Below are 22,569 nucleotides of genomic sequence, written 5' to 3'. Positions count from 1 at the left end.
GGCTGACAGGGTGCGAATGGTAAACTCGCGCGCCCCAAACACGGTAATCACCCTTCTCATGGCCACGACCGGCACGCCGCAAGCCCCTTCCGCCGGCCAGACCGCGCCGACCGTGGTCCGCCCCAGCGGGCGGGCGCCCGCGCAAATGCGCGAAGTCCGCATCCAGCGCGGCTACACCCGCCATGCCGAAGGTTCGGTCCTGGTCAGCTTCGGCGAGACCCGGGTGCTGTGCACGGCCAGCGTCGACAACAAGGTGCCGGCCTTCCTGCGCGGCAAGGGCGAAGGCTGGGTCACCGCCGAGTACGGCATGCTGCCCCGCGCCACCCATACCCGCAGCGACCGCGAGGCCGCGCGTGGCAAGCAGGGCGGCCGCACCCTCGAGATCCAGCGCCTGATCGGCCGCTCGCTTCGCGCCTGCGTCGACCGCAAGCTGCTCGGCGAACGCACCATCACCCTCGACTGCGACGTGCTGCAGGCCGACGGTGGCACCCGCACCGCCGCGATCACCGGCGCCTACGTCGCCCTGGTCGATGCCGTGCGCTGGTTGCAGTCGCGCCGCGAGATCAGCCGCGATCCGGTGTTCGGCGCGGTCGCGGCGGTGTCGGTCGGCATCTATCGCGGTGTTCCGGTACTCGACCTGGACTACGCCGAAGACAGCGACTGCGACACCGACATGAACGTGGTCATGAACGATGGCGGCGGCTTCATCGAGCTGCAGGGCACCGCCGAAGGCCACGCCTTCCGTCGCGAGGAACTCGATGCGCTGACGGCACTGGCCGAGGCCGGCATCGCGGAACTGGTGGCGAAGCAGCGCGAGGCGCTGGCGGGCTGAGGGGGCGCGTTCAATCCATGAACCGGACCATCGCCAACGTCACCCTGGTCGTACGCGACTACGACGAAGCCATCGCCTTCTACACCAGCGCGCTCGGCTTCGACCTGCTCGATGACATCGACCTGGGCGACGGCAAGCGCTGGGTGCGCGTGGCCCCGCACGGCGCGCAGACCGCACTTTTGCTGGCGCAGGCCAGCGATGACAATCAGCGCGCGCACGTCGGCAACCAGACTGGCGGCCGTGTCGGCTTCTTCCTGCACACCGACGACTTCCTTCGCGATCACGCCGCGATGCTCGCCCGTGGCGTGACGTTCCTCGAGGCACCGCGCTTCGAGCCCTACGGCACCGTCGCCGTGTTCGAGGATCTGTACGGCAACCGCTGGGACCTGCTGGAACTGAAAGCATGACCCTGCCGATGAAATGGGTGATCGCCAGCAGCAACGCCGGCAAGCTTCGCGAGTTCCGCGAGCTGCTCGGCGGCAGCGGCATCGAGTTCGTGACCCAGGGTGAACTGGGCGTCGGCGATGCCGATGAAACCGGCCTGACCTTCGTCGAGAACGCGCTGCTCAAGGCGCGCAAGGCATCGCGCGAAACCGGCATGCCGGCGCTGGGCGACGACTCGGGCCTGTGCGTGGATGCCCTGGGCGGCGCGCCCGGTCTGTATTCGGCGCGTTACGCCGGCGTGCATGGCAATGCCGACGCCAACATCGACAAGCTGCTCGAAGCGCTCCGCGACGTTCCCGACGAGCGGCGCGGCGCCCACTTCTACGCCGTGATCGTGTTGCTGCGCCACGCCGAGGATCCGCAGCCCTTCATCGCCGAAGGCACGTGGTCGGGGCGCATCCTGCACGCGCGCCGCGGCGATGGCGGCTTCGGCTACGACCCGGTGTTCCTTGATCCCGAGCAGGGCCACAGCGCGGCCGAGCTGGACAAGGAACTGAAGAACCGCATCAGTCACCGCGGCCGTGCCCTGGCCGCGCTGCGACAACTCTTGGTCGGCGCCACGCGCTGAAATGCCATGTTCGTGACGGTCTGGGAATACGACGTCCGTGCCGGTGCAGAAGCGGCATTCGAGGCGCTGTACGGCGAACAAGGACCGTGGGTGATCCTGTTCCGCGACCACGCCGGCTACCTCGGTACCCAGTTGCTGCATGGCGAGCGCCAGGGCCACTACCTCACCCTCGACCGCTGGCGCAGCGCGCAGGACTACACTGCAATGCAGCTGGCACGCGACCCGCGCTACATCGCGCTCGATGCGCAGGGCGATGCGCTGACCGCAAGCGAGCGCCACCTGGGCACGTTCACGGCGCCCGACGCCGGCTGACCCTCCCTCTTTACTGAAGAACCGTCTTGTCGCTGACCACGCCGCCGCTGTCGCTGTATGTCCACCTGCCCTGGTGCGTGCGCAAGTGTCCGTATTGCGACTTCAATTCGCATGAGGGCCGTGGCGCGCTGCCGTTCGACACGTATATCGACGCGCTGCTGGCCGACCTCGATTACGACCTGCCGCTGGCCTGGGGCCGCAACGTTCACTCGGTGTTCTTCGGCGGCGGCACGCCGAGCCTGTTCCCGCCCGAGTACATCGACCGTTTCCTGCAGCAGGCCAGCAGCCGCCTGCGTTTCGTCCCGGGGTGCGAGATCACCCTGGAGACCAACCCCGGCACCGCCGAGCACGGCCGCTTCGAGCTGTATCGCCAGGCCGGCGTCAATCGCCTGAGCTTTGGCATCCAGAGCTTCGACGACGGTTGCCTCAAGCGGCTGGGCCGGATCCACGACAGCGGCGAAGCCGAGGCGGCGGTGAAGCTGGCCCAGGATGCCGGCTTCGACAACTTCAACCTCGACCTGATGTACGCACTGCCGCAGCAGACGCTGGCGATGGCCGAGCACGACCTGGAACTCGCCTTCGCCCTGCAGCCCACCCACGTCAGCCACTACCAGCTGACCCTGGAGCCGAACACCGTGTTCGCCGCGCGGCCGCCGCAGGGCATCCCCGACGACGACGCCAGCTGGGACATGCAGGAGCATTGCCAGGGCCTGCTCGCCGCCGCCGGCTACGCCCAGTACGAAGTCAGCGCCTACGCGCAGCCGGGCCGGCAGTGCCTGCACAACCTCAACTACTGGCAGTACGGCGACTACCTGGGCATCGGCGCCGGCGCGCACGGCAAGTTGACCCTTGGCGCCGAGCAGACCGTGCTGCGGCGCTGGAAGACCAAGCACCCGACGCAGTACCTGGTCCAGGCTGGGCATGCCGGCGCGATCGGCGGCGACGACCGCGTCGAACCGGCACGACGTCCCTTCGAGTACATGCTCAACGCGCTGCGCCTGGTCGAAGGCTTCAGCCTGGCCGCATTCGAAGCCCGCACCGGCCTGGCGCGCAGCGCGATCGCCGCGCAACTCGATGCTGCAACCGCACAGGGTTGGCTCGAAGTCGATGGCGACCGGGTCCGTCCGACCGAGCTCGGACGGCGCTTCACCAACGACGTGGTCGAGCTGTTCCTCGTCGATGACGGGTCCGACGACGCCAATGTTGACCCGGCTGGTCCGAACCTGGCGCAACGCGTCATGGTCGACCACGCCAAGTAGCTTGAGGCCGCGTACGCAGGCTCAAGCTGGCCGCTGGCGGCCGCCCACGCCGTTACAACAGTTGGTCGCTCCCTGAGGGACCGCTGGGGCGAGAGGCTGGCGGGGCGCGGGGGGACAATGCATGATCGTCCCGATCACAGGGTGCCCCTAAATGTCCGCAACGTTCGAACCCCTTGGTAGTTCGATCCCTCGGCCTACGCTGGCGTCAGCCGCGTTGCCAAAGCGGGTTCGCCGGGTACTGGAGCATTTGTATGCCCTGGTCTCGGATGAAATGGCGCGCCAGCTCGAACACATGCTCGGCGAGTTCGAGCAGCAGTTGTTCAAGCATGCCGACCAGGCGCGCACGTCGGCGCAGCAGGCTTCCCACCTTGAAACGCTGCGCACCGCGCGGCTCAACCGCTCCGACCTGGTTCCGCACTTCCTGGCACTGCTGGAAGGCGAACTGACCACGGTCCGCGATCCGACCCCGACAACCGAAGCACCCGCGGCCCTGCCCACCTTCCGCGACCTGCGCCTGGTCGACGACGGCGAAGCCGACGAAGCCAACCTGCTGCGCAGCATCGCCATCCGCCACGAAGCGCGCGCGGGCCTGCCGCTGCTGCTGCTGGGCCAGCGCTTTGGCGTGCTCGGCGGCGCCCCGGCCTTCGACGCCGATCGCCTGCCAGTGGGTCCCTACCACCTGTGCCGGATCCTGGCTGAGGCCACGCAGTCGTTGCAGATCACGCCCGAGGCCCGACTGCACCTGTACAAGGTGTTCGACCAGCACGTCATGTCGGGCTATGCGCAACTGGTCGAAACGATGAACGCCCTGCTCGCACGCGAGAACGTGCTGCCGAGCCTGTCGTTCGTGCCGGTACGCGGCCGCGGCAAGGCGCAACGCCAGGGGCATGCACAGGGACAAGGACAAGGACAAGGACAAGGGCAGGACGAAGGGCAAAGCCGGGGGCAACGCGAGGATTCGATGGTGCCGCGCCGCGGCGCCGACGCCAGCAGTCCCCTGTTCGATCCGAACCGTCCACACACCGCCTGGCCCGGGCAGCCGGTCCCGCGCCATGGCGACGACCACGACTCCTACGTTTCGCTGCAGAACCTGCTCAACGGTCGCCGCGAACTGATGGACAAGCTGCGCACCGGTGGCGACACCGGCCCGCAGCGACCGACGCTCTCGCCACACGACGTCTCCAACGCACTGGCCGGGCTGCAGTCGATGCCGGCGCACCTGACGCCGCCTCGTAACCTCAACGACGTCCGCCAGACCCTGCTTGCGCAGGCGCGGCAACAGCGTGGCGAAGCGGCCGCGCTGACGCGCGAGGACGCCGACACGTTTGAACTGCTCGACCAGTTCTACAACGAGATCGGGCGCGAGCTTCGCAACGACGCCGCGGTCTCCTCGCTGCTCAACCGCCTGCAGGTGCCGCTGCTGCGCCTGGCGCTGCAGGACCAGGCGTTCTTCGTGCGCCAGGAGCATCCGGCGCGCCAGCTGCTCAACGCCGTCGCCGAGGCCGGCGCGCATTGGCTGCCGAAGGAAGAGGCCGACCCCGCGCTCAACGAACAGCTACGCCGCGCGGTCGACCACGTCGTCGAGCATTACGACGGCGACGACGGCGTGTTCGAGTCGGCCAACCAGCAACTGCAGGAACACCTGCGCCTGATGGCCCGCAAGGCCGAAGTGGCCGAGCGTCGCCACGTCGAAGCCGCGCGCGGCAAGGAAAAGCTGGTGCTGGCCAAGCACCAGGCGACCGAAGCCATCAGCCAGGCGCTGAACGACCAGAAGCTGCCGAAGTTCGTCCACACCCTGCTCACCCAGGCCTGGACCGACGTACTGACGCTGACCCTGCTGCGCCACGGCGAGGAATCGGAGGAGTGGCAGCGCCAGCTCGAGGCCACGCGCCAGATCATCGCCGCAAACACCGTCGAGAACCGGGCACCGGCGCCGGAGCCGCTGGGCGAGGACATCGAGCAGGCACTGACCCAGGTCGGTTACCACGTCGACGATGCCGGCGCGATCTCGCGCCAGCTCACCACCGGCCATGCCGCCAACGACGATGCCGCCACCCGCACCGAACTGGCGCTCAAGCTCAAGTCGCGCACGCGACTGGGCGAGGACGAAGGCGCACGCCCGCAGGAAGTGCAGCCGCGCAACCCGCACGAGCAGGAATGCTGGCAGCACCTGCGCACGCTGCCGTTCGGCACCTGGTTCGAGTTCGACCTCGACGCACCGGGCGAAGTGATTCGTCGCAGGTTGTCCTGGTTCAGCCCGCTGACCGACAACGCACTGTTCGTCAACCAGCGTGGCCAGCGCGTCGGCGAGCAGTCGCTCGACAGCCTGGCGCGGCAGATGGCCAACGGACGCGCGCGCATCGTCACCGTCGAGAAGAGCCGTCTGGTCGATCGCGCCTGGAATGCGGTCGTCAGCGCGCTGAGTAATTTCGTCTCCGGCCCGACCGCGCCGCAGCAGGCGCAAGCATGATGGACCACGACCGCATCGCAGCCAGGCACGCCTGCAAGGGCAAGGACCGCGCATGAACGAAGAATTCCGCCGCGCCCGCCGCCGCTCCATCCAGGAGCCGGTGCAGGTCGTCGACACCATGACCGACACCGTGATCGGGCAGCTAAGCAACCTGTCCGAAAGCGGCATGCTGCTGATCGCCTCCGCGCCGCTGGTCGACGATGCCCTGTACCAGTTGCGCTTCAACCTGCGCGGCACGCCGCACCAGGCATCGCCGATCGAAGTCGGCGCGCACCTGTTGTGGCAGGACAAGTCCAGCACGCCCGGCCAGACCTGGTCCGGCTTCCGCTTCATCACCATGCTTGAAAGCGAGCTGCAGCAGCTGCGCAACTGGCTGGACTCGGGCAACGGCCACCCGGCCTGACATCCTGCGCATTCATGTAGTGCTCGCAGGACGCGGCGACAAGGGTAACGGGCAAGCACGGTAACGACGCCTGCCGGACCAATGCGGCAAAATGGTCCGGTCTCCGCCCTTTCGCCGCCTTCGCATGACCACGCTCGCCACGTTGTACCCGCAGCACCTCGCCGAACTGCACCGCCGCACCGAACAGGCCCTGGCCCGCGCCGGCTTCGACCACCTGGTCATCCCCAGCGGCACCTCGCATTACCAGGTGTTCGACGACCGCGACTACCCGTATGCGGTCAATCCGCAGTTCAAGGCCTGGCTGCCGCTGACCCGCGCACCGGGCAGCTGGCTGGTGGCCACGCCGGGGCAGAAGCCCAAGCTGGTGTTCCTGCAGCCGTTCGACTATTGGCACGTGGTGCCGGCGGCACCGAGCGGCTACTGGGCCGAGCACTTCGACATCGTCGTGATCCGCAAGCCCGAAGAGGCGCTGCAGCACCTGCCGGCCAACGCCGCGCGCTGCGCAATCCTCGGCGAGCCGCAGAGCGCGCTCGGTGCCTTCGTGCCCAACAACCCCGCACCGGTGGTGAACTATCTCGAGTACCACCGCGCCTACAAGACGCCGTACGAGATCGCGATGATGCGCGAGGCGACGCGTCGCGGTGTTCGCGCCCACCGCGCCGCCGAGCGCGCCTTCCGCGCCGGTGCCAGCGAGTTCGGCATCCACCTGGTGTATTGCCAGGCCGCTGGCCAGGACGCCAACGACCTGCCCTACAACAACATCATCGCCCTCAACGAGCATGGCGCGGTGCTGCACTACACCGACCGCGATCTGACCCCGCCCAGCGCACTGCGCAGCTTCCTGATCGATGCCGGCGCGGCGCACCACGGCTATGCCTGCGACATCACCCGCAGCTATGCGCTCGATGCCGGCAGCGAGTTCCAGGCGATGATCGACGCCGTCGACGCCGCGCAACTGAAGATGTGCGACCAGGTTCGCGCCGGCAGCGACTACAAGCAGATTCACGTCGATGCGCACCTGGCGCTGGCGGGGATCCTCAAGGACTTCGGGGTCATCAAGGTGTCGCCGGAAGCGGCGCTGGCCACCGGCGTCAGCAGCGCGTTCTTCCCGCACGGCATCGGCCACGGCATCGGCCTGCAGGTGCACGACGTCGCCGGCTTCGCCGCCTCCGACAACGGCGGCACGATCGCCAAGCCCGACGGCCACCCCTACCTGCGCCTGACCCGCGTGCTGGAGCCGGGCATGGTGGTCACCATCGAGCCGGGCATCTACTTCATCGACATGCTGCTCGACGAAGTGAAGGCCAACGGCCACGCCGACAGCATCGACTGGGCCCGCGTGGAGGCCTTCAAGCCCTACGGCGGCATCCGCATCGAGGATGACGTGGCCTGCACCGACGGCGCGCCGGCCAATCTCACCCGCGAGGGCTTCGACGCGGCCGCCTGACCACGTCCAGCCGCCCTCCCTGCCGGGAGGGCGGCTGCGATTACCTGCAATTGACCCGCACGACGTTAGCTTCATCACGGGCCTGCGTCGGGAAGCACCATGCTGCGATCGTCATTGCCGGGAATCTTGCTGGCGTTCGCCGGGGCGCTGGCCCATGCGCAGGACGTCGTGCCGGAGACTACCGCCGCACCTGCCGCTCCCGCGCCGGAGGCCCCCCTCACTGTCCATGTCTCCGCCTCCGCCGTGGACCCCGTCGGCAGGCAGTTCGTCGAGGCCATCGCCGAGCAACTGCGCCAGTCCACGGATCTGGTGCCGGTCGATGTCGCCAACGGTGCGCGCGTCCGCCTGAAGATCGCCACGCTCGATCCCGACGACAACATCGGTCGCCGCACGGTCTACTCGGTGGTGGTGACGGTGCGTCCGGTCGACCGCGAACTCGATGTCTACTGGAACAACTACGTCGGCCTGTGCGGTCAGGCGCGCGTGCAGGCATGCGCGCGCAGCATCGTCGACGAGGCAGGCGCGCCGGCCGCCTCGTTGCGCACGATCATCGAAACCACGCTTGGCCCGGCTCCGTGAGCGTTCACGGCGACGCCTGCGGCAAGCCTGCTTCACATTCGCGCAGACGGTGGTCGAGGTAACGCCGGTACAACGTCGTGTGCAGGTTGTGCAGTCCCAGTTCAATGCGAAACGGCGTGCGCGGATTGCGATCGAGCAGCCGCGCGACATGGAAGCCGACCGGCTTCACGCCCTGCTTGTGCACATAGACCTCGAAGCCGCGGTAGAACGGATCGTCAAGCAGTCGATCGATCCGTTCCAGCGTGGCCTGCGTCGCCGCCGACTGGTCCGCACGCAACGTGGCGTCACGCTCGAACAGAAGCCGTTCGAAGAAGCGTCGCGGCTTTCGCGCCTGGACCGACCGCGCCAGCGACCACACTTCGCGGTTGCGCTCGTTGTAGAACTCCAGGCCACCTTGCTCGCGCAGCGCTGCGGCCGCTTCGGCACTGACGTCATAGACGACGAAGTTCTCAGCCTGGTTATTGAGATCGTCCAGCTTGCTGCGATCGAACACGTGGAAGATGAAGCCCGGAAGCCCCATGAACGCCTGGCGTCCCTGTTGCGAGGCCTGCGCGGCGCGCCCGTCGCGGGTGAACCCGCCCGCGGAGGATCCGAGCAGGATGCTTCGCGTTTCATTGAGACGATTGAACGTGCCGATGACGATCTCGTCGGCAGCGAACTCGGCATCGAAACCATCCATGCCATAGAGCTCGGCTTGTGCGGCGTACTGTGCAACCTGTCGCCCCAGGCCGCATTCGCCGCGCACCTGACCCGTGTAGAAGGCTTCGATCGCGCGCGAATTCGCGCCGCTGGGCTGGTAGCCACGCCCGAACGTGGCGATCGGCTTCCAGCCGTCGTGCGCTGCGCCAGTCGGCCCGAATCCGATCCATCCCATCTGCACGGACGAGAAGCGAAAGCCCGGGTTTGCCACCAGTCGATCGACCGCGCGCCGCGTCGCATTGCCAAGCGCGAAGGCATAGGCGCAGTGGGTCGCAGGGTGCGCCAGCAACTCCTCTTCGAGACGGCTTCCCGCGGCGGCGTCGAGGTGGCGTGGAACCCGCACCACCAGGTCCCCGGCCGCGATGGCCTCGGCCAGGCTGGCGCGATCGCAGGGCGCGCCAGCGTGGATGTCGATCGCGGCGACATCCGCCGCAACGAAACGCCATCCAAGTTCCTGCAACAGTCGTTGCCGGCAGTCGGACTCACCGCCAGACCCGGCGAAAAGTGGCCCCACGCACAACGCTACAAGCAGTCCGGCAACCGTGGATGCCGGACGCAGACGCCTCTTCGTTTTCAGCTGCGCCAGTAGCACCTCGCCAGCGTACGGCCCGGCAGTGAAGGGACCATCATTGCCGCGACATGGCGCGCCTTTCCTCCATCACCTCGAACCCGCCAGCGCCAGCGCGTCCGCGCCTGCCGCGAAATGCAGCGAGCCGCTCGCGTCGTTGGCAGCACGCCACACGACTTCGGCCACATCGGTCGGCAGCGTTACTTCCGAAGGCTGCATGAACGAGGCGAGCGTGCGCTGTGCAAAGGCGGCATACGTTTCAGGGATGAGCCCGTCCATGCGCGAGCCGCTGTTGGCCGAGAACTGCGTGCCCGGCCCGTAACCCGGCTCGACGAGTTTTGCACGCACGTTGAGTTCGGCCAACTCCAGGGCAAGCGATCCGGTGAAGCCCTCGACCGCGGTCTTGCTCGCGGTGTAGGCGGCCACCAGCGGCATCGGCGCCAGCGTCGCGCTCGAGGTCACGTTCACCACCGCACCCGAGCGGCGTTCGCGCATCTGCGGCAGCACCGCCTGCGTCACCGCCATCACGCCGAAGACGTTGGTCTCGAAGACCTCGCGCACGGTCGTCATTGGCGTGGCTTCGAAGGCCCCGAACAGGCCGATGCCGGCGTTGTTGACCAGCACATCGATCGGTCCGCACGCGGCGATCGCGGCGGCGATGCTGTCGGGCCGGGTGACGTCGAGTCGCAGCACGCGCAGGCGGTCGGATTGCGGCAGCACGTCCTCGCGGGGCGTGCGCATGCTGGCGATGACGTTCCAGCCCCGGGCGTGGAAGTGGCGGGCGGTTTCCAGGCCGTAGCCCGAGGAGCAGCCGGTGATGAGTACGGTTTTCATGGGGAATTTTCCGTCGAGGGGGATTTGACGGTGGATACGATGGCGGAAGGCACCAGGACTCTCTACCATCTGAAGTCCGCATTTCATTTGCGAGCGTCCAGACATGCAGGACCCTCTCTCCGAAGTGATCGCGCTGTTGCAGCCGCGCGCCGTGTTCTCCAAGGGCATCAGCGGGGCCGGGCACTGGGCGGTGCGCTACAGCGACTATGGCCAGCCCAGCTTCTGCGCCGTGCTCGACGGCCGTTGCCGGCTCGCGGTCGATGGCCATCCCGACCTGGTGCTCCAGACCGGAGATTTCGTGCTGTTGCCTGCAACGCCCGGCTTCACGATGTCGAGCCTGTCGGTGTCGAACGAGGACACAACGCAACCCGCGCACATCGACCCGAGGCTGACGCCTGCGCCGACTGGCGAGATCCGCCACGGCAGGCGCGGCGGCAAGCCCGACGTGCGGCTACTGGGCGGCTACTTCCTGTTTGGATCGCCCGATGCGTCTTTGCTGGTGCCACTGTTGCCGACGGTGATGCACGTGCGCGGAGTCGAACGGCTCTCGCTGCTCGTGCGCCTGGTCGGTGAGGAGGCCGGAGACGATCGTCCGGGACGCGATCTGTTGCTGGCACGCCTGGTCGAAGTGTTGCTGATCGAAGCGTTGCGCTCGACCTCCGGCGACGACGCGCCACCCGGATTGCTTCGCGGCCTGGCCGATGCACGACTGGCCCCGGCGATCCGGCAGATGCACGGCCACCTTGCGCGCCCGTGGACGATGGCCGAGCTTGCGAGGAAAGCGGCGCTGTCGCGTTCGGCATTCTTCGAACGCTTCAGCCGTACTGTCGGCCTGCCGCCGATGGAATACCTGTTGGCGTGGCGCATGGCCGTGGCCAAGGATCTGCTGCGCGCCGGCTCCCTCGGACTGGCGGAGGTCGCCGAGCGCGTGGGCTACAGCTCGGCCAGCACCTTCAGCACTGCGTTCAGCCGTCACGTCGGCCAGGCACCGGGGCGGTACGCCCGCGCCCAGTAGTCAGCTCTGCCTGGCCTCAACCGCCGGCCATCAACGCCTCGATCTCATCGGCGCTGCGCGCCAGCTTCCCGGTCAGCACCTGATGACCGTCCTGCGTGACCAGCACATCGTCCTCGGTGCGAATGCCGATACCGCGCCACTTCGCATCGACCGTGCTGTCATCAGGCGAGACATACAGGCCCGGCTCTATCGTGAACACCATGCCTGGTTCGAGCAGGCGCGACTCGCCATCGATGCGGTACTCGCCGACGTCGTGCACATCCAGACCGAGCCAGTGACCCGTCTTGTGGCGATAGAACCGCTTGTAGCTGCCGTCGGCGAGGTTCTTCTCGAGCCGACCCTTGAGCAGGCCGAGCTTGAGCAGTCCTTCGGTCAGCGTCTCCACAGCCGCCACATGACCCGCCTCGTACGGGATGCCGGCGCGCGCCTGTGCCAGCGACGCTGCCTGCGCAGCGCCGACCAGATCATGGAGTGCGCGCTGCTCCTTGCTGAAGCGACCACCGACCGGGAAGGTGCGGGTGATGTCGGCGGCGTAGCCACGGTATTCGGCGCCGGCATCGACCAGCACCAGGTCACCGTCGCGAGCTTGTGCGTTGTTGGCGCGGTAGTGCAGGACACAGGCATTGCTGCCGGCACCGACGATGCTGCTGTACGCCGGCTCGGCATCATGCTGGCGGAACACACGCTCGAGTTCGGCCTGCAACTGGTACTCGTGCACGCCCGGGCGCGCAGCGCGCATCGCCGCCTCGTGCGCGAGCACGCTGATGTCGGCGGCGCGCTGCATCATTCGAATCTCGTCGCGGTCCTTGAACAGACGCAACTCATCGAGCAGATGACCCAGTTCGAGGAACTCGTGCGGCGGCTGCGCACCCTGGCGCACCATCGCGCGCACGCGGTTGAGCCAGCCGATCAGCTTGAGATCGAATTCCTGGTCGCGACCGAAGTGGTAATAGACACGCGAACGGCCTTCGAGCAGGCCAGGCAGGATGTCGTCGAGGTCGGTGATCGGATAGGCATCGTCCAGGCCGAACGCTTCGACCGCACCCTCCGGGCCGAAGCGCGGACCATCCCAGCTTTCGCGCTCGGCATCGCGTTCGCGGCAGAACAGCAGCACCTCGCCGTGCTTGCGACCGGGCACCAGCACCAGCACCGCCTCCGGCTCCGGGAAGCCGGTGAGGTAGAGCAGGTCGGAGTCCTGGCGATAGGGGTAATGCGTGTCGCGACTGCGGATGCGTTCGAGCGCGGCCGGCAGCACCAGGATCGCGTCGTCGCCGGCCATGCGCATGAGTTGCTTGCGGCGGCGGGCGTAGGCCTTGGCGGGAATCGTGATGGACTTGGACATGGATAACCGTTGAGTGGGCGCCCTCCCCGCTACGGGAGAACGCGCCCCGGACACATGGACGGGCAGATCAGACAGCTCGATCCTGACAGCTCGATCAGTTCAGGCGTTGCCGATGCTGCGTGGCCAGCACGCAGTCGCCGTGCAACAGCAGCACCGCGACGCGGACGAACTCTTCGATCTCCACCAGCGCGATCTCGTCTTCCTCGTCGCCGTCGCTCTGCGGTTGCGCGGCAGCGAGCTTGCCCAGGTCGGCCAGTGCTTCCTGGCCCTCGTCGGACAGCTTGATCTTGCCGCCGCCGGCCAGGCCGAAGCCGCCGAGGAATCCGCGGCACCAGTCGAACAGCGCGCCGCTGCGCTCGGCCAGCGAGGTGTCGGATGCAGGCAGCAACAGGGCGAAGTCGAAGCTGCGGTCGGCCAGCTGGGCCGCGCTGGCTTCGCGCAATTCGTCCAGGGCGCCGCCTTCGGCAGGCGTCGGCAGCGCATCGTCGGCCAGCACCTTGGCCGGCCATTCGCGCACCGCCGTACCGCCGCCGGCGAGCCAGCCGCACAGGCCGCCATGGAGCTCAAAGGGAGAAGCAGCAAGGGCCAGCTGGCGGCTCTCGGCCTCGATGGCGGTCAAATCGGGCAGTTCAATTTCGGGCACGGGACAAGGCTCGGGGGAGTCACGGCAGTGTAGCAACGCAGGCGCGTCTTGTTGCCGGGCTGAACGCTTGCCTACACTGCGCGCTGCAATACTCAAACCCCGGGTGTCCGTGCGTCCGCCCTCCCTAGCCTGCTTCCCCGTCCGGATCGTCTGGCTCGTCCGGCTTGCCGGACCGGTACTGGCGTTGGCATTGGCGACCGCGCCGGCAGCGGCGGCGACGCGCGATTTCTACTTCTCGCGCCTGGGCAGCGAGCGCGGCCTCACCCAGAACACCGTCACGGCCATGGTCCAGGACCCGCAGGGCTTCGTCTGGGTTGCCACCCAGGGCGGCCTGCACCGTTACGACGGCCAGCGCTACCTGCCCTTCCGGCACAACCCGCGCGACCCCCAGAGCCTGCCAGACAGCAACATCACCGCGCTCGCGCTCGAGGGCGGACGGGCATTGTGGGTGGGCACCTCTTCGGAATACCTGAGCCGCCTCGATCTGGGCAACGGCAAGATCCGCCGTTACGCGGCGTCGGCGCCCAGCCACCCCCATCGCCAGGTGGTGGCGGTCCTGCCCTACCGCGGGCTGCTTTGGGTCGGCACCACGGCCGGACTGGAACGGCTGAATCCGGACAGCGGCACGCGCCAGACCGTGCTGTCGTTGCAGTCGCAGCCTGCCGGAGCCACGAGCCGGCAGACGCTGCTGGCGACCCGCGACGGCATGGCCTGGTATGGCGGTCCGCTCGGACTGCATCGCATCGATCCGGCCGGCACTGTGCAACGCGTCGGCCCGCAGGAGCCGGTGCTGTCGCTGCAACAGGACCAGGCAGGCCAGCTGTGGGTGGGCCGCAGCGATGGCCTGTTCCGGCTGCACAGTAACGGCCGCGACCTTGTGAAGGCGTGGCCGCTGCAAGCGCCGGCGGATCCGGCTGCGACGTCGGTCCGGGCGATCGCGCAGACGCCCGACCACCGGCTGTGGCTGTCGGTCTACGGCTATGGGTTGCGCCGCTTCGATCCCGCCACCGGCAACGCCGAAGAAGTGCACGAGGAGCCTCGCATCGAGGCCAGCCTTCCCGACGATGCCGTCAATGCATTGCTGGTCGACCGTGGCGGCATGCTCTGGGTGGGCGGCCAGTTCCGCGGCGTCGCCGTCGCCGATCCGCGCGGCACGCGCTTCCGCTACGTCTTCAATCTCGAGCATTCGCGCCCGCGCAGCCCGGCTGCCGCCGACAGCATTCGCACCATCGCGCAGTCCGAGGACGGCGCGCTCTGGCTCGGCACCGACAACACCCGCCTGCTGCGATACGAGCTGGCGGAAGACCGCTTCGACGATCTCACCCCGCTGCTCGGTGACCAGGCGACGCCACCGCGCGTGACCGCATTCGCACCAGCCACCGCAGGCGAACTGTGGGTAGCCACCGACGTCGGCCTCTATCTGCTCGACCCGCAGCGGCGCGAGGCCCGCCACCTGGCGGTGACGGGCATGGAGCGCCAGCCGATGCGTTCGCTGGCGGTCGCGCGCGATCACTCGCTTTGGATCGGCAGCCATGGCAATGGCGCGTTCCACTACGTTCCCGAGAGCGGCAAGGTCACCCACTACCGGTATCGCGAGAACGATCCCGACGGCCTGAGCTTCCCGGTCGTGCACGCGATCGTGGAAGACCGCCACGGCCATGTCTGGATCGGCACCGGCGATGGCCTGGACGTGCTCGATCCCGCCACCGGCAAGGTGCGTCACTTCCGACACGACAGCAATAACCCGGCAAGCCTGCCGGGCAATCGCGTGCGCGCCCTGCACGTGGCGCGCGACGGCACGCTCTGGGTCGGCACGCATGCCGGCCTGAGCCGCGTGGTCGAAGCGGCCGACGGCGGCGTCAGTTTTGCCCACCCGCTCACCGGCACGCTCAACAGCGACATGGTGCCGGTCGTGTTCGCGATCGCCGAAGGTCCGGCCGGCCGGCTGTGGCTGAGCACGCAGGCCGGCATCATCAGCTTCGACATGGGCAGCGAGCGCACCCGCAGCTACGGCCTCGCCGATGGCCTGCAGGACCTGGAGTTCCATGGCGGTTCGATGGCGCAACTGGGCGACGGCCGCATCGTCTTCGGCGGCGTGCGCGGCCTGAACCTGTTCGATCCCACGCGCATCGTCGACTCCGATTACAGCGCACCGATCAAGCTGCTCGGCGCCTGGGTCGGCAGCGAAGCGACCGCCGAACCGCGCGCGCTCTGGCAGCAGACCCGGCTCGACCTGCCCGATGCCGCCGGCCTGCTGCGCCTGCGCATCGGCTCGCTCGACTTCGCCCCGGCGGCCGGCATCCGCTACCGCTACCGCATGGACGGCTTCGACAAGGACTGGGTCGACAACGGCAGCGGGCAGGACGTCACCTACACGCGACTGCCGGCGGGCAACTACACCTTCCTCGCCCAGGCCACCAACCGCGACGGCGTCTGGAACGAGCAGACGCTGGAGATCCCGGTGCGCATCGCACCGCCGCTGTGGCGTCATCCGCTGGTGACCGCTGGTGCGGTGCTGGCGGCGCTGGCCCTGGCGCTGGTGCTGGCATGGCGCCGCCATCGCGATCGCCGTCGCGAGCGTGGCTACTTCGCCCAGATCCGCGAGCGCGACGAACGCCTGAAACTGGCGCTGTGGGCATCGGGCGAGCAGTTCTGGGACTACGACCTCGACAGCCGCGTGCTGCGCCGCACGCGCGCCGACGACCAGGCCGGGCTCACTCCGGACCTGGGCGTGCAGACGCTGGTCGATTCGAATCTGCAGATCCATCCCGAAGACCAGCCGCAGGCGGTCGAACAGCTCAAGCGCCACCTGCGCGGCGACGCTGCGCTGTTCCTGTCCGAACACCGCGTGCGCGAAGACAACAAGTGGGTGTGGATGCGTGCACGCGGCCGGGTGGTCGAACGCTCGCCCAACGGTCGCGCCCTGCGCGTGGCCGGCACCGCCCGCGACATCACCGCCAACCGCAGCGCCGAGCGCGATCGCCTGATCGCCGGCCAGGTGCTCAACAGCATGATCGAGGCGGTCGCGGTGTTCGACCGCGAGTTCCAGTTCGTCTCGGTCAATCCCGCCTTCACCCGCATGACCGGGTACGCCGATTCGGAAGTGATCGGGCGTCCGACCCGCCTGCTCGACAGCGACCAGCACGATCCGGCGTTCTACCAGCACGTGCGCAGCGAGCTGCGTCGCAACGGACGCTGGTCCGGCGAGATCTGGCAGCAGCGCAAGAATGGCGATGAATTCCTGTGCTGGTTCCAGGGCAGCGAAGTGCTCGACTCCAGCGGCCAGCACGGCCATTACGTCGCCGTGCTCGGCGACATCACCGACCAGAAGCGCGCCGAGCAGGAACTGCGCTACCTGGCCAACTACGACACGCTGACCAGCCTGCCCAACCGCGCGCTGCTGTCGGAGCGCCTGTCGCGGGCGATCGTGCGCGCACGCCGCCACGGCAGCCGCATCGCGATGCTGTTCCTCGACCTGGACCGCTTCAAGGACATCAACGACTCGCTCGGCCACGCCGCCGGCGACCGCATCCTGCGCGCCGCGGCGATCCGCCTGCAGCAGGCGGTCGGACCGCAGCACACCGTGGCCCGCCTCGGTGGCGACGAGTTCACCGTGTTGCTGGAGAACCTTGAACACGTCGAGCAGGCCGAGCAGGTCGCGCGCGACGTGCTGGTCGCCTTCGAAACGCCGCTCGACATCGACCAGCGCCACGACGTGGTGATCTCGCCGTCCATCGGCATCAGCCTGTACCCCGACCACGCGCTTGTTCCGACCGATCTGCTCAAGCACGCCGACACGGCGATGTACCAGGCCAAGGCCGCCGGCCGTCGCACGTTCATGCGCTACACCGAGGCGATGGACGTGGAGATCCGCGGTCGCGCGACGATCTCTGCAGCGCTGCGCGGCGTGCTCGACCGCAACGAACTGCGCCTGGTGTTCCAGCCCAAGCTGTCGCTGGACCAGTCGCGCATCACCGGCGTGGAAGCACTGCTGCGCTGGCGCAGCTTCGAACTGGGCGACATCTCGCCGGCGCAGTTCATCCCGCTCGCCGAAGAGAGCGGCCTGATCCTCGACATCGGCGAATGGGCGCTGCGCGAAGCCTGCGGCGTGCTCAAGCGCTGGCGCCACAACGGCCTGGACCAGCTGACGATGGCGGTCAATGTGTCGTCGCTGCAGTTGCTGCGCGGCAACCTGCCCAAGCAGGTCGCACGCGCACTGGTCGAAAGTGGCGTGCCGCCGGAGATGCTGCAGCTGGAGCTGACTGAAAGCGTGATCATGGCCAACGCCGGCCAGACTTCGGCCACGCTCGATGCATTGCGCTCGCTCGGCGTCGGCCTGGCCATCGACGACTTCGGCACCGGCTACTCGTCGCTGGCCTACCTCAAGCGCCTGCCGATCAACACGCTCAAGATCGACAAGGAATTCATCGGCGACCTCACCCGCGACGCCGACGACGAGGCGATCACCACGACGGTCATCGCCATGGCGCATTCGCTGGGGCTGACGGTTATAGCGGAGGGCGTGGAGACCGAAGCGCAGATGCAGTTCCTGCGCGGTCGCGGCTGCGACGAGATCCAGGGCTACTGGCTGGCGCGACCGCTGGAAGCGGCTGACTGCCTGGCCTTCATCCGTGCCTGGACGCCGCAATCGATGCCGGGCGGGAGCGTAGCCACTGATGCGGACCCGGCTGGAAGCGGCGCGGCTGGAACCGGCCCCACGGGGAACGGCTCGGTCGGCAAGGTCGGTTCGCCCGGTTGATCAGGGCGGATTGAACGGGGCGGATTGAACAGGGCGGAACCGACCATCCCACTCCGGCCTGAACCGGGGTCCTTGACCGGTCCCCCGGCCCTGCTATCGTGCGCGGCATGGATCAAGCCGAACTTCTTGCCCAACTCAAGTCGCTCTCCGACCGGGTCGAGCAGCTTGCCGAGCGCTCGCGCCGGCTGGGCGAGGAGAACCGCAGCCTTCGCCAACAGCAGGAACAGCTGATGGGCGAACGCTCGGCGCTGCTTGCCAAGAACGAACAGGCACGCGCCCGTGTCGAGGCGATGATCGCGCGATTGAAGTCCCTGGAGCAGCATACGTGAGCAGTGCCAGCGAACCGGTCAGCATCCGCCTGCTCGATCGCGAGTACACCGTCGGCTGCGAACCCGACGAGCGCGACAGCCTGCTGTCGGCGGCCAAGCTGCTCGATGCCAAGATGCGCGAGATACGCGGCAACAACCGCATGGCCGCGCTCGACCGCGTCGCCGTGCTGGCCGCACTCAATCTCGCCCACGACCTGCAGCAGTTGCGCAACGAACAGTCGAGCCGTGACCGCGAATTTTCGCGCACGTTGACCGACCTGCATCGCCGCCTCGACGATCTGTTCGACCTGCCTGCGCGCTGAGTCGCGAGGCTCTCCGTAGCGCTTCGTATCCGCGTTGCGTGAATCGTGCACACGCGTGCACTGAACCGTTCCATCGCGATGCCGACGAGCGGGCATGCACTTAACAAGCTGCGCGCTATACTTCGCAACGTCCTCTGCTGTGCGCGACAGCGTGCGCAAACATTCGCCTTGTCCCTTATTGACGACACCGGGGGCGCGACGGAGGCCCGGAGTGCAGGTCCGCCTCGTAGCGGGAAGCCCGAAGGCATCCAAGCGTTCCCACTTGAACCCCGGGTTCAAGGTCGTTTCGCAAGCATCGCCATCGGCGGAGGACTACTCATTCAGGGGCGACGATCACCGCGATCGCCGCCTCGATCGTTGCACCAACGATCAAACCCAGGACCGGGCGCGACTTCGCGCCCGATCTTTTTTACCCTGTCCCCACCCGGCGGCTTTCCTGCCCGCCGCAGCAAAGGATCGAGCGCCGCATGACGGCTGACCGCGCGGCGCTGCGCCGCGAACTCCGCGACCGCCGCCGCGCCCTTGGCGCAGGCGACCGTATTGCCGCCGCCGAACGCCTGGCCGCGCACCTGCTGGCATTGCCGTTCGCGCCGGCCACCGGCTACGTCTCCGGCTATTGGGCCACCGATGGCGAGATCGCTCTGCACGTCTGGCAGCTACGGTTGCCGCGCGAATGCGTGTACTGCCTGCCGGTGCTGAACGAGGACGGCCGCCTGCGCTTCGCGCCGTGGCGCTCCGGCGACCCGCTGGTCAGCAACCGCCATGGCATCCCCGAGCCCGACGTGGCACCCAGCTCCCTGCTCGATCCGGAGCAGATGAGCCTGGTGGTGACGCCGCTGGTGGGCTTTGACCTGCGCGGCCACCGGCTGGGCATGGGGGGCGGCTGGTACGATCGCAGCTTCGCATTCCGCCACCAGCGCCCGGCCCCGCCGTGGCTGGTCGGCGCGGCGTTCGACACGCAACGGGTCGAAACGCTCGACCGCGCCGACTGGGACGTCGCCCTGGACGCGGTCTGCACCGAATCGACGACCATCGATTGCAGCAGCAGGGCCACCGCATGACCGCACGCCGCCGTTACTGGCTGATGAAGTCCGAACCGGATGCGTTCTCGATCGACGACCTTCAGCGGGTCGGCACCGAGCCGTGGAATGGCGTCCGCAACTACCAGGCGCGCAACTTCATGCGCGACGGCATGCAGATCGGCGACGGCGTGCTGTTCTACCACTCCAATACCGAGATTCCCGGAATCGTCGGCACCGCCACGGTGGCCAGCAAGGCCTACCCGGACGAAACCCAGTTCGAACCGAAATCCGACTACTTCGATCCCAAGAGCACGCGCGAGGAACCGCGCTGGTTCCTGGTCGATGTCGCCTTCGATCGCAAGCTCAAGCGCACGATTTCGCTGGACGAGATCAAGCAGCACGCCGACAAGCTCGGCGAGGACTTCGCGCTGATCCGCAAGGGCAACCGGCTGTCGGTGTTCCCGGTGCAGGCGGCGCAGTGGAAGTACCTGCTGTCGCTCGAGTAACCGCCCTGCCTCCCTCCGAGCGCAGCGAGAAAGAATCCAGACCAACGAGTTGAAACCATGAGCGAAGCCAAGCGCCTGGCCGGCGAAAAAGCCATCGAGTACGTCGAGCACGGCATGATCGTCGGCGTCGGCACCGGTTCCACGGTCGCCTTCTTCATCGATGCCCTGGCCCGCATCCAGGACCGCATCAAGGGCGCGGTGTCGAGCTCGGAACAGAGCACGCAGCGCCTGCGTGCGCACGGCATCGAAGTGCTCGACCTCAATGCCACCGGCCCGCTGTCGCTGTATGTCGACGGCGCCGACGAGTGCGATCCGCACAAGCGCCTGATCAAGGGCGGTGGAGCGGCGTTGACCCGCGAGAAGATCATCGCCGAGGCCAGCCAGAAATTTGTCTGCATCGTCGACCCGAGCAAGCGCGTCGACGTGCTGGGCAAGTTTCCGCTGCCGGTCGAGGTGATCCCGATGGCGCGCAGCCTGGTGGCGCGGGAGATCCTGGCGATGACGCGCGGCCAGCCGGTGTGGCGCCAGGACGCCGCCGGCAATGGCGTTGTCACCGACAACGGCAACATCATCCTCGACATCCACGGCCTGGCGATCGTCGATCCGGTCGCGATGGAGCAGGCGATCAACCAGATTCCGGGCGTGGTCAGCGTGGGCCTGTTCGCCCGCCGTCCCGCCGACGTGGTGATCATCGGCGGCGAGCCACCGACGCTGCTGTAATCAGTGCAGCCCCGGCAGGCATCCCGCCCCGGGGTTCTTCCTTGGTTTGCCCCCGGCAAACCCACATCCGCCAGATAATCCGCTGCCGGCATTAACTTGCCGGCATTAACTTGCGGGCATTGACTTTCCTGCGCGCAAAAAGAAACCCCCAGCCTGTTGGCTGGGGGTTTCGGGGTAAAGCCCCTGGCGATGACCTACTCTTGCATGGCTTAAGCCACACTACCATCGGCGCATGTGCGTTTCACTTCCGAGTTCGGAATGGGATCGGGTGGGACCACACAGCTATTATCACCAGGGAGAGGGTGGAGGGTCGCGGATCTCGATGTACTGAGTCGCGCACACGCTCTCGTTGGTTTGCTTTCACGGGATGAACTCCGTGTCGGCGAATGGGTTGGGAATTGTAGCAAGTTTTTGGCGAATGGTGTCCGACGCGTCGGAAGCCAAAGCAACTTGAGGTTATATGGTCAAGCCACACGGATCATTAGTACAGGTTAGCTCAATGCATTGCTGCACTTACACACCCTGCCTATCAACCACCTGGTCTTGATGGTTCCTTTAGGGGACTTAAAGTCCCGGGAGATCTCATCTTGAGGCGCGCTTCCCGCTTAGATGCTTTCAGCGGTTATCGCTTCCGAACATAGCTACCCGGCAGTGCCACTGGCGTGACAACCGGAACACCAGAGGTTCGTCCACTCCGGTCCTCTCGTACTAGGAGCAGCCCCTCTCAAATCTCCAACGCCCACGACAGATAGGGACCGAACTGTCTCACGACGTTCTGAACCCAGCTCGCGTACCACTTTAAATGGCGAACAGCCATACCCTTGGGACCGACTACAGCCCCAGGATGTGATGAGCCGACATCGAGGTGCCAAACACCGCCGTCGATATGAACTCTTGGGCGGTATCAGCCTGTTATCCCCGGAGTACCTTTTATCCGTTGAGCGATGGCCCTTCCATACAGAACCACCGGATCACTAAGACCTACTTTCGTACCTGCTTGATCCGTCGATCTTGCAGTCAAGCACGCTTATGCCTTTGCACACAGTGCGCGATGTCCGACCGCGCTGAGCGTACCTTCGTGCTCCTCCGTTACACTTTGGGAGGAGACCGCCCCAGTCAAACTACCCACCATACACGGTCCCCGATCCGGATTACGGACCTAGGTTAGAACGTCAAGCACTTCAGGGTGGTATTTCAAGGATGGCTCCGCCGAAGCTAGCGCCTCGGTTTCATAGCCTCCCACCTATCCTACACAGAAGAACTCAACGTTCAGTGTAAAGCTATAGTAAAGGTTCACGGGGTCTTTCCGTCTTGCCGCGGGAACGCTGCATCTTCACAGCGATTTCAATTTCACTGAGTCTCGGGTGGAGACAGCGCCGCTGTCGTTACGCCATTCGTGCAGGTCGGAACTTACCCGACAAGGAATTTCGCTACCTTAGGACCGTTATAGTTACGGCCGCCGTTTACCGGGGCTTCGATCAAGAGCTTCGCCTTGCGGCTGACCCCATCAATTAAC

At 67.0% G+C, this 22,569-nt stretch carries 19 protein-coding genes, 2 rRNA genes, 1 other RNA gene and 1 pseudogene (1 of these 23 running past the window's edge); 17 read left to right on the top strand and 6 right to left on the bottom strand.

Annotated elements, in window-relative coordinates; genetic code table 11:
• Window positions 1-58: 58 nt before the first annotated feature.
• The 9 genes and pseudogenes from rph to HIV01_RS17095 all read left to right on the top strand — a co-directional run bounded on the left by rph (window position 59) and on the right by HIV01_RS17095 (window position 8,314).
• Window positions 59-832 carry a ribonuclease PH gene (rph, locus tag HIV01_RS17135; protein WP_200604095.1) on the top strand — a complete coding sequence of 258 codons (774 nt, stop codon included), beginning with the start codon at window positions 59-61 and terminating at the stop codon, window positions 830-832.
• 17 nt (window positions 833-849) lie between these two features.
• Window positions 850-1,239, top strand: a complete 390-nt coding sequence (locus HIV01_RS17130) for a VOC family protein (RefSeq protein ID WP_200604094.1) — start codon at window positions 850-852, stop codon at window positions 1,237-1,239.
• Between the two features lie 8 nt (window positions 1,240-1,247).
• Window positions 1,248-1,844: an RdgB/HAM1 family non-canonical purine NTP pyrophosphatase gene (gene rdgB, locus HIV01_RS17125; RefSeq protein WP_200606206.1), complete on the top strand. Its 597-nt coding sequence runs from the start codon at window positions 1,248-1,250 to the stop codon at window positions 1,842-1,844.
• Window positions 1,845-1,850: 6 nt separating this feature from the next.
• A complete protein-coding gene (locus HIV01_RS17120; protein ID WP_200604093.1) occupies window positions 1,851-2,156 on the top strand; it encodes an antibiotic biosynthesis monooxygenase family protein in 306 nt (101 codons plus the stop codon).
• Window positions 2,157-2,182: 26 nt separating this feature from the next.
• Window positions 2,183-3,334, top strand: a pseudogene (hemW, locus tag HIV01_RS17115) (radical SAM family heme chaperone HemW); the annotation flags it as partial.
• Window positions 3,335-3,566: 232 nt separating this feature from the next.
• Entirely contained in the window at window positions 3,567-5,885 is a 2,319-nt protein-coding gene (locus HIV01_RS17110) for a DUF1631 domain-containing protein (RefSeq protein ID WP_280633571.1), read from the top strand.
• A gap of 52 nt (window positions 5,886-5,937) precedes the next feature.
• Window positions 5,938-6,288, top strand: coding sequence for a PilZ domain-containing protein (locus HIV01_RS17105; protein ID WP_200604090.1), 351 nt, complete (start codon window positions 5,938-5,940; stop codon window positions 6,286-6,288).
• A gap of 124 nt (window positions 6,289-6,412) precedes the next feature.
• The gene (pepQ, locus tag HIV01_RS17100) at window positions 6,413-7,735 is read left to right on the top strand and encodes a Xaa-Pro dipeptidase (protein ID WP_425600241.1); all 1,323 of its coding nucleotides are present in this window, start codon (window positions 6,413-6,415) and stop codon (window positions 7,733-7,735) included.
• 99 nt (window positions 7,736-7,834) lie between these two features.
• Window positions 7,835-8,314, top strand: a complete 480-nt coding sequence (locus HIV01_RS17095; RefSeq protein ID WP_200604088.1) for a hypothetical protein — start codon at window positions 7,835-7,837, stop codon at window positions 8,312-8,314.
• 4 nt (window positions 8,315-8,318) lie between these two features.
• Here HIV01_RS17095 and HIV01_RS17090 read toward each other — a convergent pair whose 3' ends face one another.
• Both HIV01_RS17090 and HIV01_RS17085 read right to left on the bottom strand, forming a co-directional pair.
• Entirely contained in the window at window positions 8,319-9,527 is a 1,209-nt protein-coding gene (locus tag HIV01_RS17090; RefSeq protein WP_245156860.1) for a hypothetical protein, read from the bottom strand.
• A 144-nt stretch (window positions 9,528-9,671) separates the two neighbouring features.
• Window positions 9,672-10,415: an SDR family oxidoreductase gene (locus tag HIV01_RS17085; protein WP_200604086.1), complete on the bottom strand. Its 744-nt coding sequence runs from the start codon at window positions 10,413-10,415 to the stop codon at window positions 9,672-9,674.
• Window positions 10,416-10,518: 103 nt separating this feature from the next.
• Here HIV01_RS17085 and HIV01_RS17080 point away from each other — a divergent pair, with 103 nt between their 5' ends.
• On the top strand, window positions 10,519-11,430 hold the full coding sequence (locus HIV01_RS17080; RefSeq protein WP_200604085.1) for an AraC family transcriptional regulator: 912 nt from the start codon (window positions 10,519-10,521) through the stop codon (window positions 11,428-11,430).
• A 16-nt stretch (window positions 11,431-11,446) separates the two neighbouring features.
• Here HIV01_RS17080 and HIV01_RS17075 read toward each other — a convergent pair whose 3' ends face one another.
• Window positions 11,447-12,772 (bottom strand): aminopeptidase P N-terminal domain-containing protein, encoded by a 1,326-nt coding sequence (locus tag HIV01_RS17075; protein ID WP_200604084.1) that lies wholly within the window; start codon window positions 12,770-12,772, stop codon window positions 11,447-11,449.
• A gap of 94 nt (window positions 12,773-12,866) precedes the next feature.
• Window positions 12,867-13,406 (bottom strand): UPF0149 family protein, encoded by a 540-nt coding sequence (locus HIV01_RS17070; RefSeq protein ID WP_200606199.1) that lies wholly within the window; start codon window positions 13,404-13,406, stop codon window positions 12,867-12,869.
• Window positions 13,407-13,599: 193 nt separating this feature from the next.
• On the opposite strand from HIV01_RS17070, the gene HIV01_RS17065 reads away from it, so the two are divergent.
• From HIV01_RS17065 to rpiA, 7 genes are all read left to right on the top strand, one after another.
• Window positions 13,600-18,174: an EAL domain-containing protein gene (locus HIV01_RS17065; protein WP_207527021.1), complete on the top strand. Its 4,575-nt coding sequence runs from the start codon at window positions 13,600-13,602 to the stop codon at window positions 18,172-18,174.
• Between the two features lie 107 nt (window positions 18,175-18,281).
• Complete coding sequence (locus HIV01_RS17060) at window positions 18,282-18,503, top strand: TIGR02449 family protein (protein WP_158734166.1); 222 nt, start codon at window positions 18,282-18,284, stop codon at window positions 18,501-18,503.
• Window positions 18,500-18,805, top strand: coding sequence for a cell division protein ZapA (locus HIV01_RS17055; protein ID WP_158734165.1), 306 nt, complete (start codon window positions 18,500-18,502; stop codon window positions 18,803-18,805). The genes HIV01_RS17060 and HIV01_RS17055 overlap by 4 nt, the downstream gene beginning before the upstream one ends.
• A 128-nt stretch (window positions 18,806-18,933) precedes the next feature.
• Window positions 18,934-19,120: non-coding RNA, 6S RNA (ssrS, locus tag HIV01_RS17050), on the top strand.
• 152 nt (window positions 19,121-19,272) lie between these two features.
• Complete coding sequence (locus HIV01_RS17045; RefSeq protein WP_200604082.1) at window positions 19,273-19,866, top strand: 5-formyltetrahydrofolate cyclo-ligase; 594 nt, start codon at window positions 19,273-19,275, stop codon at window positions 19,864-19,866.
• Complete coding sequence (locus tag HIV01_RS17040) at window positions 19,863-20,333, top strand: EVE domain-containing protein (protein WP_200604081.1); 471 nt, start codon at window positions 19,863-19,865, stop codon at window positions 20,331-20,333. The genes HIV01_RS17045 and HIV01_RS17040 overlap by 4 nt, the downstream gene beginning before the upstream one ends.
• 57 nt (window positions 20,334-20,390) lie before the next feature.
• The gene (gene rpiA / locus HIV01_RS17035) at window positions 20,391-21,053 is read left to right on the top strand and encodes a ribose-5-phosphate isomerase RpiA (protein ID WP_200604080.1); all 663 of its coding nucleotides are present in this window, start codon (window positions 20,391-20,393) and stop codon (window positions 21,051-21,053) included.
• A 181-nt stretch (window positions 21,054-21,234) separates the two neighbouring features.
• Here rpiA and rrf read toward each other — a convergent pair.
• Window positions 21,235-21,349, bottom strand: a 5S ribosomal RNA gene (rrf, locus tag HIV01_RS17030).
• Window positions 21,350-21,513: 164 nt separating this feature from the next.
• Window positions 21,514-22,569: ribosomal RNA gene (locus tag HIV01_RS17025) — 23S ribosomal RNA — on the bottom strand; it runs 1,807 nt beyond the window's last position.

Origin of the sequence: Lysobacter arenosi, from assembly GCF_016613475.2 — a bacterium.
Lineage (GTDB): Bacteria > Pseudomonadota > Gammaproteobacteria > Xanthomonadales > Xanthomonadaceae > Lysobacter_J > Lysobacter_J arenosi.
The sequence above is the reverse complement of the archived record's forward strand: the minus strand, read 5'-3'. Positions and strand labels throughout refer to the sequence as shown.